We start from the raw sequence: 12,246 nt of genomic DNA on the forward strand, positions 1-12,246 counted from the left end.
GACAGCCGAGGGATTGGCTTGTTACCCGCGACTGTCATTAGACTGACAGCGGGTCTGTATACAGTTTTATCTCGCGTTGAAGGCAGCTGCAGACTCTCCGCACCGGGCTCAGGGCAACTTACGGAAGAGGCGTATTACTAGTGCCAGAACAACCCAACCACCGTCTACCTGAAGAATTCGGCGGAAACGAGTGGCTTGTCGACGAGCTCTACGAGCAGTTCCAGCAGGACCGGGACTCCGTCGATAAGAAGTGGTGGAAGCTGTTCGACTCATTTTCGGCGGAGGACGCTCAGTCCGAAAACGGCCGTCACACCGCACCGCGCTCCGACGCTGACAACAGCGGTGTCAACAACAGCAGTGTCAATAACAGCAGCGGCGACCTGGGTCACAATCCCACCACCCGCGAATTGCCCGTGGTCAACGCCGAGGCAAGGGCCCCCAAATCCTCCGGCGAGTCCCCCGCCAGCTTCGAGGAATCGGCACAGCCGCCGGTACCCAAGGAGACACATTCCCCGGCCGCCATCAAGGCCGAAGACAACGCCGACCGGGCGTTGGAGAAGGCGGCCCAGGAAAGAGCCGAAAAGCCCGCGTCCAAGCAATCCGACAACGCCAGGGCCGAAAAACCGTCGACGACGCCGATTCCGGCCCAACTCCCCAAGTCTGACCGCAGCACCGATATGGACGACGACACGGTAAAGGTCCTCCGTGGGCCAGCCAAGGCGATCGCGACCAACATGGACGCCAGCCTGACGGTTCCCACCGCCACCAGTGTTCGCGCCATTCCCGCGAAACTTCTGATTGATAACCGCGTCGTCATCAATAACCATCTGGCTCGTGCGCGCGGCGGCAAGGTGTCGTTTACGCACCTGATCGGCTACGCCATCATTCGTGCACTGGCACAGTTCCCGTCGCAGAACGTGTATTACGACGTCGTCGACGGCAAGCCGTCCGCGGTGCAGCCCGCACACGTCAACTTCGGTCTCGCGATCGACATGCCGAAACCCGATGGCAGCCGCCTGCTGGTGGTCCCGAACATCAAGATGGCCGAGAAGATGAACTTCTCCGATTTCTGGCACGCCTACGAAGACCTGGTCAAAAAGGCGCGTTCCGGCAAGCTTGGCGCCGACGACTATGCGGGCACCACCGTGTCGCTGACCAACCCGGGCGGGATTGGCACCGTGCACTCGGTGCCGCGCCTATCCAAGGGCCAGGCCTGCATCATTGGAGCGGGTGCCCTCGAATATCCGGCCGAGTTCCAGGGTTCGAGCGAGAAGACCCTCGCGCAACACGCGATCAGCAAGACGATAACCCTGACCTCGACCTACGATCACCGCGTCATCCAGGGTGCGGGAAGCGGCGAGTTCCTGCGGATCATCCACCAGTTGCTGCTCGGTGAACAGAATTTCTACGACGAGATCTTCGAAGCCCTCCGGATTCCCTACGAGCCGGTCCGATGGAGCGCCGACATCCAGGTCGACCCGATGGATGAGATCAACAAGGTTGCCCGCATCCAGCAGCTGATCCACGCCTATCGGGTGCGGGGCCACCTGATGGCCGACACCAACCCGCTGGAGTACGTGCAGCGCAAGCACGCCGACCTCGATGTGCGGACTCACGGGCTTACCCTGTGGGATCTGGACCGTGAATGGCCTACCGGTGGGTTCGGCGGCAAGCCGATGCTGAAGTTCCGCACCATCCTCGGTGTCCTCCGTGACGCCTACTGCCGCACCACCGGCATCGAGTACATGCACATCCAGGATCCTGAGGAACGTCAGTGGTTCCAGGACGAACTGGAGCACTCCTATTCCAAACCCAGCCGCGAAGAGCAGATGCGCGTGCTGCACCAGCTCAACGCTGCCGAAGCATTCGAGACGTTCCTCCAAACCAAGTTCGTCGGGCAGAAGCGCTTCTCCCTTGAAGGCGGCGAGTCGCTGATCCCACTGCTGGATTCGATCATCTCCAACGCCGCCGACGACGGCCTCGACGAGGTGGCCATTGGCATGGCGCACCGCGGCCGGCTCAACGTACTGACGAACATCGCCGGGAAGACCTACGGCCAGGTTTTCCGCGAGTTCGAAGGCACCCAGGATCCGCGCTCCGTGCAGGGTTCGGGCGACGTGAAGTACCACCTCGGCACCGAGGGCACCTTTACCTCCGAGAACGGTAACGAGACCAAAATTTACCTCGCGGCCAACCCGTCTCACCTCGAGGCGGTGGATTCAGTGCTGGAGGGCATCGTCAGGGCCAAGCAGGACCGCCTCGACATGGGCGACGCGTTCCCCGTCCTCCCGGTCCAGATCCACGGCGATGCCGCCTTCGCGGGTCAGGGTGTTGTCGCTGAGACACTGAACCTCTCCCAGCTGAGGGGTTACCGGACCGGCGGCACCATCCACATCATTGTGAACAACCAGGTGGGGTTCACCACCTCCCCAACGTCGTCGCGCTCCTCGGTGTACTCCACCGATGTGGCGAAGATGGTGCAGGCTCCGATCTTCCATGTCAATGGCGACGACCCGGAGGCAGTGGTCCGCGTGGGCCAGCTCGCCTACCAGTTCCGGCAGAAGTTCAACAAGGACGTTGTGATCGACATGGTGTGTTACCGCCGTCGCGGTCACAACGAAGGCGACGATCCGTCGATGACGCAGCCCATGATGTACAACCTCATCGAAGCGAAGCGCTCGGTGCGCAAGCTCTACACCGAGGCCCTGATCGGCCGCGGCGACATCAGCCAGGATGAGGCGGAGCAGGCTTTGCGGGACTACCAGGAGCGACTGGAGCGGGTCTTCGCCGAGACGCATGCCGCCCAGACGTCGCCCATCCCGATTGTCACCAAGGACGCTGCAGCAGTATCGGACATTGAGCGCCCGATGTCGCAGCAATCGGACACCGGCGTTGGTGTTCCGGCGAGCACAGCGATCACTCCGGAGACCCTCGCCCACATCGGCAAGGTTCACACAGCAATCCCCGAGAACTTCACCGTGCACCCGAAGCTGAAGGCCCTGCTGGACAAGCGCGAACAGATGTCCCGCGAGGGTGGTATCGACTGGGGCTTCGGCGAGCTGGCAGCGTTCGGATCACTCCTCATGGAGGGCGTTCCGGTCCGGTTGGCTGGCCAGGACTCGCGCCGGGGGACCTTCGTGCAGCGTCACGCCGTGTTCCATGACCGGGCGACCGGCCAGGAATGGCTGCCTCTCGACGACCTCAGCGAGGCGCAGGCCAAGTTCTGGATCTACGATTCCCTCCTGTCGGAATACGCGGCGATGGGCTTCGAATACGGGTACTCGGTCGAACGCCCCGACGCGCTGGTCTTGTGGGAAGCGCAGTTCGGTGACTTCGTCAACGGTGCTCAGACCATCATCGACGAGTTCATCAGCTCTGCCGAGCAAAAATGGGGCCAGCGCTCGTCGCTGGTGCTGATGCTGCCGCACGGCTATGAAGGACAGGGTCCGGATCATTCGTCGGCCCGCATCGAACGCTTCCTGCAGATGTGCGCCGAGGACAACATGGTGGTGGCCAACCCCACTACCGCTGCATCCCATTTCCACCTGCTGCGCCGCCAGGCGTATACCAGGCCGCGTAAGCCGCTGATCGTTTTCACCCCGAAGCAACTGCTCCGGCTGAAGGCTGCGGCCAGCTCGGTTGAGGACTTCACCACTGGCAGCTTCCTCCCAGTGATCCCGGACAAACAGGACCTCAACGCGAATGACGTCGATCGGGTTATTCTGGTGTCCGGCCGCCTGTACTACGACCTCCTGGCCTCACGTCAGAAGACCGATGACCGGAAGACAGCAATCATCAGGGTGGAGCAGCTCGCGCCTCTCCCGGTTGAAGAGATCAAGGCTGCAATCGGCGAGTTCCCGAACGCTGACCTCGTGTGGGCTCAGGACGAGCCGGCGAACCAGGGACCATGGCCGTTTATTGGGCTTAATCTCCCTGAGTACCTGGACCGGCCGCTGCGGTTGGCATCGCGTCCCGCCTCTGCATCAACCGCAACCGGCTCGGCCAAGCGCCACGCTGTGGAGCAGGAGATCCTGGTGAAGAAGGCGTTCGAACGTAAGTAGCACGTGCTCGAACCTCGGACCGCAGTGGCTAATCAAGTGGTAAAACAATGAGCGGACAAAGGTAATTAACCAGTGGAACAACGCAAAATCCGGCTCGCAGCCGTAGGTGACGAACTGCTAGCAGGCCTTGGCGATCCCCGCGCCCTCGGCTGGTTCGGCCGTGTCCTCGCCCGGACAGCCCCCGACGGCGTTGCGCTGCAGGCCTTCACCCTTGCCGCACCCGATGAGGGCACCGAGGCGCTCGCCAACCGGTGGCTGCAGGAAACCGGACGGCGCTTTAGCGATGGATTCGAAAACAGGCTGGTGATTGGTCTGTCCAACCGGGACCTCGACCTGGATCTCTCAACAGCGCGCAGCCGGCTCAACCTGGCCAACATCCTCGATGGCGCCGCGCACATGAGCGTGAAGGTACTGGTGGTGGGGCCTCCGCCAGGGCTGGACGCCGAACGGAACCGCAGGCTGGCTGACCTTTCGGCAGCCTTCGCAGACGTCACCACGCGCCGCAAGCACGTCTACGTCGACACCTTCACGCCGCTGCAAGCCCATGAACAATGGCGCAGCGACCTTGCAGCCAATGGTGGCGGCCCGGGCCAGGCTGGTTATGGACTGATGGCCTGGCTAGTTCTCCACCGTGGCTGGTTCCAATGGCTGGACGTCCCCGCGCCCGAGTAAGACCCGGCTACTTCATGGGACCGGCAGCTCCACCCGCGTGTTCTGCCAGTATCTGCTCTGTCGCGGCGTCGGGCCGGCCCTGAAAGCACTGATCAAGAAGCTCCCCGAAAACCGGGATGCCCGGGGCCGCACGGAGAAATAGGGTCACCGATGACTGCAGCTTCTGCGCATCGAGGGAACCGAAGACCTGCCTCGCGTCGAGTTCTCCACTGGAGCTGAGGGTCTCGCAGGCCGCCACCAGCCGCGGGCCCAGCACGGGGTGGGCCAGATACGCCTTGGCTTCGTCGAGCGAGGAAATGGCATACAGCTGGGCAACCGAGCTATGCCCCAACCCCGCAATCTGAGGGAAAATGAACCACATCCAGTGGGTTTCCTTCGACCCTGCGGCGAGTTCGCGCATCGCCCGGGCGTAGGTCCCGCCAGTATCCTGTGCCGAAACGAATCGCTGCAGGTTGGACATCTCCGTGGGCCTTCTCTAGCCTGCTGCCCCGGATTAGTGGCTGAAGACGATCTTCCCGAATACCTCGCCGTCGAGCATCCTCCGGAAGCCTTTTTCGGCTTGATCGAGGGGGAACACCTCGTCGATTGTGGGTCGCAGGCCGGTAGCGACGAGGAACCGGGTAAGCCGGATCAATTCGGCGCGGGTACCCATGGTGGAGCCCAGGACCTTTAGCTGAAGGAAGAACACCCGGTTCAGATCGGCGCTGGGAGCCGGGCCGCTCGTGGCCCCGCAGGTCACCACCGCCCCGCCGGGCTTCAACGACTTCAGCGAGTGTGCCCACGTGGCTTCGCCCACCGAATCGAAGACGACGTCGACCCGCTCCGGCAGGCGGGCGCCGTCGTCGAACACGGCGGCTGCCCCCAACTCCAGCGCACGTTCCTGCTTGTCCCTGCTTCGGCTGGTCGCCCAGACCCGGAACCCGGCTGCGCCGGCCATCGCGATGAGAGCGGTGGCGACACCCCCGCCCGCACCCTGCACCAGGATGGTGGATCCGGGGGCAGCCGGCGACACGGTGAACAGCATCCGGTACGCGGTCAGCCAGGAGGTGGGAAGGCAGGCGGCCTCCTCGAAGCTCAACTCGGGTGGCTTGGGGACAAGGTTGCGTTCGGGCACCCACACGACGTCGGCCATGGCGCCGGGCAGCTTCTCGGAGAGCAGGGTGCGCCCGGGGTCGAGGGTTTCGTCGCCTTCCCACCCGGAGGTGGAAATGACGCCATGCACCAGGACCTCGTTGCCGTCGTCGTCGACGCCAGCAGCATCGCAGCCCAGCACCATCGGCAGCTTGTCCGCGCCGAGTCCCACCCCTTTCAGGGACCACAGGTCATGGTGGTTCAAAGCGGAGGCCCGCACGGTGACCCTACGGTACCCGTCGGGCGGGTTGCTGGCGGCCAGGTCGCCGACGACCAAGCCGTGCAGGGGGTCGGCAGTGGAAAATGAGTCAACGTATACGGCGCGGGTCACGTGGCACTCCTTCGGGTCGGGTCCTTCCATCCTAGGACCGAAGGCCCTGGCCGGGACACCCGCGGTTTAGGGGCAGCCCGCTGAAGTGTGGGAGACTGGATGGCAGTCCAAAATACTTTAGAAGCAAGGAGGCAGCCATGAGCAAGCGAGCACGCAAGAAGCGCGACCGCAAGAAGGGCGGCGCTAACCACGGTAAGCGTCCCAACGCCTGAGCAGTCGGGCTAAGCAACAATAAGGGAGCCCCCGCAGCCGGATGAACCGGCCCGGGGGCTCCCTTATTGCGTATACAGAGAGTCAGTGTTCGGCTGTTTTGATTTGGCTGATCCGGTCCAGAATGCTGGTCTTTAGGGTGGTTGGTGCCACCTCGGTGCACGACCGCTTGACTACCGAGCGGATGACACACTCCAGGTCGTGTTCCTCAGCGCATTCCGGACAGTCCTCAAGGTGATTTTTGATTTCCACCAGGTCGTCATGCGATAAGGCCCCGTCGAGGTAGTCATACAGGCGCTCGATCCGGGAATCGGCGCAGTCGCCAAGGCTCTGGCAATCGCTCATTTTCCACTCTCCTCTGTCTTGGCTGCGCCCGAACCTGCCGCTACCTTCGCAGCACCGAGGCCGCGATCGTGTGCGTATTCGGCCAGCAGTTCCCGCAGCAGCTTGCGTCCGCGGTGCAGCCGAGACATGACGGTGCCAATCGGCGTGTTCATGATTTCCGATATTTCCTTGTATGCGTACCCCTCCACATCGGAGAAATACACGGCCAGCCGGAATTCCTCCGGGATGGCCTGCAGCGCCTGCTTAACGTCCGAATCGGGAAGATGATCGAGCGCTTCCACCTCGGCCGACCGGAGGCCGGCGGGGGTATGCTCAGCCGCTTTTGCGAGCTGCCAGTCCTCGATCGTGTCCGAGTGGGACTGCAATGGCTCCCGCTGACGCTTTCGGTACAGATTGATGTACGTGTTGGTGAGGATGCGGTACAGCCAGGCCTTCAGATTGGTGCCGGGCTTGTACTGGTGGAACGCGGAGAACGCCTTGGTGTATGCCTCCTGCACCAGGTCCTCGGCATCGGCCGGGTTGCGGGCCATCCTCATGGCAGCCGAGTACAGCTGATCCACATACTGCATGGCGTCACGCTCGAAACGGATCTTTCGATCCGCATCCGATTCCGTTGACACATCCAGTTGATCGTCTTCGACTGGGGCGCTACCCGCCGCGGCTGTTGTATTCATTGAGGAAAAGTCTACGCGCCCAGCCCTGGCGGGGCGCACTGGTGTTACCGTCAGCTGGAAATCAGGCGTTTTGCTGACTGTTGGGGCAGTTGCCGTCATGATCCGCCTCTCCATCATTTCGATTGGTTGTCTGATCCGTACAACCGCAGGCCCCGTGTGGTTATTCCAGACAGCACCCCCTGCACCCTGCAGTCGTGACGCTTTCAGTCCGCGTCTCAACTACCCGTGTCGCCTTACCAAATTAAAAGTGCAAAACTAGGACTCAAGTTCCCAATCAGTCCACAGCCGGGAGGCAATCATGACCCTTGTTCGCGTAATAGCCCGTCCAATGCTCGCAAGTTCGTTTGTGATCGCCGGAATTGACCGGTTGCGGAACGCAGAATCCGCTGGCACCCAACTCCGCCCCACCCTTGACCGCATCAATAAGGCAGTTCCCTCAGCAGCATCGGTGACCGCGAACGAGAAGGTCGTCGCGCAGGCGCTTGGCGCGGCACAGGTCGGCGCTGCGGCGTTGCTCGGCATTGGACGTTTCTCCCGGCTGGCGGCACTGGTACTGGTAGGCACTGCAGGCCTGAACACTCTGGTTGACTTCAAGTCGGCTGATTCCTCCACGGCTGAGGCACGGAAGAACCGCCGGAACCAGCTCTTGAAGAACGTTTCGCTGCTCGGCGCCGTGCTGTTGGCCTCGGTGGATACCAATGGGCGGCCCGGCCTCGCCTGGCGCGCCGAACACTTCGCCTCCGACGCCAAGCGCAATGCCAAGGCCCTCAGCCACGACACCCGGAAGAGCGCCAAAACCATTGCGCGTGACACCGAGAAGCAACTGAAGAAGGCCAATAAGTCTGTTCGCAAGACTGCCTCCGATCTGGTGGGCTAGCACCACAGTGACCCAGATGGAACTGTCGCATTGGCTGGCACCTCACGCGACCTCGCCGGTGGATGCGACAGTTCAGGTACCCGGCTCCAAATCGCTGACGAACCGGTTCCTGATTCTTGCCGCACTGGCCGACGGTCCGTCCCGCCTGAGGGCGCCCCTGATCTCCCGTGATTCGGCGCTGATGATCAACGCGCTCAGGGCCCTCGGCGCCGAATGCATCGAGGTTGCCGGGGACGGGGCGTTTGGCCCCGACCTGCTCGTGACGCCGGTCGACTTCTCCGAACCCAACGACGCGTCAATTGACTGTGGACTCGCGGGCACCGTGATGAGGTTCGTCCCACCCCTTGCCGCCCTGCGACGGGGAACAACTTCATTCGACGGCGACCCCCATGCCCGGCAGCGGCCCATGGGTGCTGTAATTCAGTCGCTTCGCGGGCTTGGAGCCACGATTGACGACGACGGCGGCCAGTCACTGCCCTTCTCGGTGACCGGTGCCGGGGTTATTCCCGGCGGCAGGCTGGTCGTCGATGCCAGCGCCTCTTCCCAGTTTGTCTCCGCCCTGCTGCTGGTCGGCGCGCGTTTCACCGGCGGGCTCCACCTCGAACACGAAGGCCCCCCCGTTCCCAGCCTCGATCACATCGCCATGACGGTGAGGGTCCTGCGGGAGGTTGGGGTTGAGGTAGATGATTCTGTCCCGAACCAGTGGCGGGTGTCCCCCGGACCCATCAGTGCCTTCGACGTGCAGATCGAACAGGATCTCTCCAACGCCGGCCCGTTCCTCGCCGCTGCACTGGTCACTGCCGGCACCGTGAGGATCCCCAACTGGCCGGTGGGCACCACTCAGGTGGGTGACCAATGGCGACACATCCTGGCGACGCTCGGCGCCGACGTCTCCCTTACCGACGGCACCCTGACGGTGACGGGGGGTTCCCGCATCCGGGGCGCGGCCCTCGCCGACACCAGCGAACTTGCCCCAACCGTCGCGGCCCTCTGCGCGTTGGCTGACTCGCCCTCTGTCCTCACCGGTATCGCTCACCTGCGCGGCCACGAAACCGACCGTTTGAAGGCTCTCGCGACCGAAATTAACCGGCTTGGCGGTGACGTTACTGAGACCGCCGACGGGCTGTCCATCAGTCCCGCGCCGCTGCACGGCGGAATCTTCAGAACCTATGAGGATCACCGGATGGCGACGGCGGGCGCCATCCTCGGCCTTGCCGTGGCGGGAGTGGAGGTCGAAAACATCGGCACCACCGCCAAGACCATGCCGCAGTTCCCCGAACTCTGGGCCCATCTCGCTGCGACCGGCGGCACGGTGTCCGCCCAGACCCGCCCCTCCGGCTGGCGCTGACGTGGCCACCGGGGGGAACCGTGGAGAGTCACGGTCGTGGGACGAATCCGACATCAGGGTCCGGCCCAACAAGAAAGGCTCCCGGCCCCGCACCAAGGATCGGCCCGCCTACGACGACGCCGTCACCGGCCGGATTATCACCGTCGACCGCGGGCGCTACACCGCGGTCGTCGACGAGGACGCTGCGGGTGAGCGACTTGTCATTGCCGCCCGGGCCCGGGAACTACGCCGGACGCCGGTGGTCGCCGGGGACCTGGTGGCTCTGGTGGGCGACCTCTCCGGCGGGCCTGACGCCCTGGCACGCTTGGTCCGGGTGGAAGAACGACGAACCCTGCTGCGCCGCAGCGCCGACGACACCGACCCGGTAGAACGTGCAGTGGTCGCTAACGCCGACCAGCTGGTGATTGTTGTGGCGGCAGCCAACCCGGAACCAAGAACAGGATTCATTGACCGGGCGCTGGTGGCGGCGTACGACGCCGGTATCCAACCGATCCTCTGCGTGACCAAAGCAGACCTGCGGGATCCTGCCGGGTTGCTCGACAACTATCGACACCTTGATCTGCCGGTCATCATCAGCCGGACCGCCGCCGATGCCGATGGGGTTGACAGCACCTCGGACGACGGATTGTCCGCCCGGCTCCTCGGCGATGCAGTGAGTCAGTTGCGGTCCCACCTCGACGGTAAGGTCAGTGTGCTGCTGGGTCACTCAGGGGTTGGGAAGTCCACCATGGTCAACGCGTTGACCGGATCCAACCGGGCCACCGGCGGGGTCAATGCTGTGACGGGGCGCGGCCGGCACACGTCGTCGTCGGCGGTCGCGTTGAAGGCCGGCGATTCTCTGCCCGGAACGTGGATCATCGATACCCCTGGCATTCGCTCGTTTGGTCTCGCCCATGTCGACCCTGACCGGATTCTTCAGGCGTTCCCCGATCTGGAACCCGGCACCGCCGAATGTGCGCGGGGCTGCAGGCATGACCGGCTCGCAGTGAGGTGTGGCCTCGATCCCTGGGTACGGGACGGGCTGGCGGGCGTATCGGGTCCGGTACGGCTTGCCTCGCTGCGGCGTTTGCTGGGTGCAAGCGTCCCTGAGCCCAAGGGAAATATGCAGGAAGCCAAACAGCTCGGCGAACAATAGACCTGATACGCTTGAAGAAGTTGCAGTGTTGCGCCCCAGGCTGACACCGCAACGAGAACCCCGAAGCACGGGGGGATTCTCACACACAAGGAATATGAAAAAATGGCAACAGGTACAGTCAAATGGTTCAACGCTGAAAAGGGCTTTGGATTCATTGCTCCTGACGACGGCGGCGCGGATGTATTCGCCCACTTCTCGGCAATCAACTCCAGCGGATTCCGCGCGCTCGAAGAGAACCAGAAGGTCAACTTCGAGACCACGCAGGGCCCCAAGGGACCGCAGGCCGAGAACATCACCGTTATCTAGTAACCCCTAGACGTAGTCCGTCCCACTGGACGGCTCCCCACAGGACACCGAAGCGGCTCATCGCCGCCGGTGTCCTGTGCTGTTTAAGGGTCTTCGCTCGATCAGTGGTGCCACAGGCGGGAGAGCGTCCCGCACTATGGCGATGTTAGGCGATAGGTTGAAGGTATGAACCACCGCCAAAGTTATAACGATGATCTGCGCCTTGCCCATGTGATGGCCGATTCTGTAGACGACCAGACGATGTCGCGATTCAAGGCCCTTGATCTGGTGGTCGAAACCAAACCCGATCTCACGCCCGTCACCGACGCCGATAAGGCAGCCGAGGAGTCGATTCGGGGCCAGCTATCCCGCGCCCGCCCCCGCGACGCGGTCCTCGGCGAAGAGTTCGGTAGCAGTGGCGCCGGCTCACGTCGCTGGATCATCGACCCAATCGACGGCACTAAAAGTTTTGTGCGGGGCGTCCCGGTCTGGGCCACCCTGATCGCCCTCGTGGATGAGGGCCAGCCGGTTGTTGGCTTGGTCAGCGCCCCCGCCCTCGGTAAACGCTGGTGGGCGGCCACCGGCACCGGCGCCTACATGGGTAAATCGTTGGCGGCAGCGACCCGGCTCAAGGTGTCAAACGTGTCGCGGCTTGAAGACGCTTCGCTGTCCTATTCAAGCCTGTCGGGCTGGAAGGAACGCGGAAACCTGCCGGAATTCCTGACGCTGACCGATTCGGTCTGGCGCACTCGCGCGTATGGCGACTTCTGGTCCTACTGCCTGGTCGCTGAGGGCGCCGTCGACATCGCCTGCGAACCCGAGCTGAACCTATATGACATGGCGGCGCTGGTACCGATCATCACCGAGGCCGGCGGCCGCTTCACCTCCCTCGAGGGCACGGACGGCCCCTTCGGCGGCAACGCCCTGGCCACCAACAGCACGCTGCACAACGATGTGCTGCAGATCCTCAACCCCGATGTGGATGACCTACTTTAAGATTCCGTAATAAAATAAACCCGGGCACACCTCGTGCCCTAGGCTGTTTGCTATTGGTCACGAGTGCCAGCGCTAAACCCCGGTTTGCTGGCCGGCAACCCTCCCGTCGCGGCGGGGTGCCCCGGGTGACGACCAGGCCGTACCCGAGCGGGTATGGCAAGCGCGGACACCCCTGCGTGGG

General features: G+C 63.3%; 12 protein-coding genes and 1 riboswitch. Of the genes, 8 read left to right on the top strand and 4 right to left on the bottom strand.

All coding sequences use genetic code 11. The annotated features are described in order from the left end of the window. The first annotated feature begins 140 nt into the window (after positions 1–140). Positions 141–4,061 (top strand): multifunctional oxoglutarate decarboxylase/oxoglutarate dehydrogenase thiamine pyrophosphate-binding subunit/dihydrolipoyllysine-residue succinyltransferase subunit, encoded by a 3,921-nt coding sequence (locus ACX80A_RS00570; RefSeq protein WP_459257724.1) that lies wholly within the window; start codon positions 141–143, stop codon positions 4,059–4,061. A 72-nt stretch (positions 4,062–4,133) separates the two neighbouring features. Then, positions 4,134–4,733, top strand: a complete 600-nt coding sequence (locus ACX80A_RS00575) for a GDSL-type esterase/lipase family protein (protein ID WP_459257726.1) — start codon at positions 4,134–4,136, stop codon at positions 4,731–4,733. 7 nt (positions 4,734–4,740) lie between these two features. Here the strand turns inward: ACX80A_RS00575 and ACX80A_RS00580 are convergent, their stop codons facing one another. Continuing rightward, positions 4,741–5,193: a DUF1810 domain-containing protein gene (locus ACX80A_RS00580; RefSeq protein ID WP_459257727.1), complete on the bottom strand. Its 453-nt coding sequence runs from the start codon at positions 5,191–5,193 to the stop codon at positions 4,741–4,743. Positions 5,194–5,226: 33 nt separating this feature from the next. After that, on the bottom strand, positions 5,227–6,195 hold the full coding sequence (locus ACX80A_RS00585; protein ID WP_459257729.1) for a zinc-binding dehydrogenase: 969 nt from the start codon (positions 6,193–6,195) through the stop codon (positions 5,227–5,229). Between the two features lie 137 nt (positions 6,196–6,332). Here ACX80A_RS00585 and ACX80A_RS00590 point away from each other — a divergent pair, with 137 nt between their 5' ends. Beyond that, positions 6,333–6,407, top strand: coding sequence for a 50S ribosomal protein bL37 (locus tag ACX80A_RS00590; protein WP_116778527.1), 75 nt, complete (start codon positions 6,333–6,335; stop codon positions 6,405–6,407). A gap of 82 nt (positions 6,408–6,489) precedes the next feature. On the opposite strand, the gene rsrA is transcribed toward ACX80A_RS00590, so the two are convergent. Beyond that, complete coding sequence (gene rsrA, locus ACX80A_RS00595) at positions 6,490–6,750, bottom strand: mycothiol system anti-sigma-R factor (protein WP_019483104.1); 261 nt, start codon at positions 6,748–6,750, stop codon at positions 6,490–6,492. Continuing rightward, complete coding sequence (locus tag ACX80A_RS00600; protein WP_459257730.1) at positions 6,747–7,523, bottom strand: sigma-70 family RNA polymerase sigma factor; 777 nt, start codon at positions 7,521–7,523, stop codon at positions 6,747–6,749. Before ACX80A_RS00600 ends, rsrA begins: the two co-directional genes overlap by 4 nt. Before the next feature lie 199 nt (positions 7,524–7,722). On the opposite strand from ACX80A_RS00600, the gene ACX80A_RS00605 reads away from it, so the two are divergent. The 5 genes from ACX80A_RS00605 to hisN all read left to right on the top strand — a co-directional run bounded on the left by ACX80A_RS00605 (position 7,723) and on the right by hisN (position 12,065). Continuing rightward, entirely contained in the window at positions 7,723–8,301 is a 579-nt protein-coding gene (locus tag ACX80A_RS00605; protein ID WP_459257731.1) for a DoxX family protein, read from the top strand. A 16-nt stretch (positions 8,302–8,317) separates the two neighbouring features. Further along, positions 8,318–9,649 (top strand): 3-phosphoshikimate 1-carboxyvinyltransferase, encoded by a 1,332-nt coding sequence (gene aroA, locus ACX80A_RS00610; RefSeq protein WP_459257733.1) that lies wholly within the window; start codon positions 8,318–8,320, stop codon positions 9,647–9,649. A 1-nt stretch (position 9,650) separates the two neighbouring features. Then, positions 9,651–10,784 carry a ribosome small subunit-dependent GTPase A gene (rsgA, locus tag ACX80A_RS00615; protein WP_459257734.1) on the top strand — a complete coding sequence of 378 codons (1,134 nt, stop codon included), beginning with the start codon at positions 9,651–9,653 and terminating at the stop codon, positions 10,782–10,784. Positions 10,785–10,886: 102 nt separating this feature from the next. Next, positions 10,887–11,090, top strand: a complete 204-nt coding sequence (locus ACX80A_RS00620) for a cold-shock protein (RefSeq protein ID WP_019483099.1) — start codon at positions 10,887–10,889, stop codon at positions 11,088–11,090. A 165-nt stretch (positions 11,091–11,255) separates the two neighbouring features. Next, on the top strand, positions 11,256–12,065 hold the full coding sequence (gene hisN, locus ACX80A_RS00625) for a histidinol-phosphatase (RefSeq protein WP_459257735.1): 810 nt from the start codon (positions 11,256–11,258) through the stop codon (positions 12,063–12,065). Between the two features lie 55 nt (positions 12,066–12,120). Then, positions 12,121–12,234: riboswitch (SAM riboswitch) on the top strand. Positions 12,235–12,246 lie beyond the last annotated feature (12 nt).

It is taken from the genome of Arthrobacter sp. TMN-50 (assembly GCF_054511125.1).

Excerpts from the sequence above, each read along its gene's own strand:
- ACX80A_RS00580 (WP_459257727.1), bottom strand. The coding sequence starts at position 5,193 with ATGTCCAACCTGCAGCGATTCGTTTCGGCACAGGATACTGGCGGGACC.
- rsrA (WP_019483104.1), bottom strand. The coding sequence starts at position 6,750 with ATGAGCGATTGCCAGAGCCTTGGCGACTGCGCCGATTCCCGGATCGAG.
- ACX80A_RS00600 (WP_459257730.1), bottom strand. The coding sequence starts at position 7,523 with ATGACGGCAACTGCCCCAACAGTCAGCAAAACGCCTGATTTCCAGCTG.
- ACX80A_RS00605 (WP_459257731.1), top strand. The coding sequence starts at position 7,723 with ATGACCCTTGTTCGCGTAATAGCCCGTCCAATGCTCGCAAGTTCGTTT.
- aroA (WP_459257733.1), top strand. The coding sequence starts at position 8,318 with ATGGAACTGTCGCATTGGCTGGCACCTCACGCGACCTCGCCGGTGGAT.
- ACX80A_RS00620 (WP_019483099.1), top strand. The coding sequence starts at position 10,887 with ATGGCAACAGGTACAGTCAAATGGTTCAACGCTGAAAAGGGCTTTGGA.
- hisN (WP_459257735.1), top strand. The coding sequence starts at position 11,256 with ATGAACCACCGCCAAAGTTATAACGATGATCTGCGCCTTGCCCATGTG.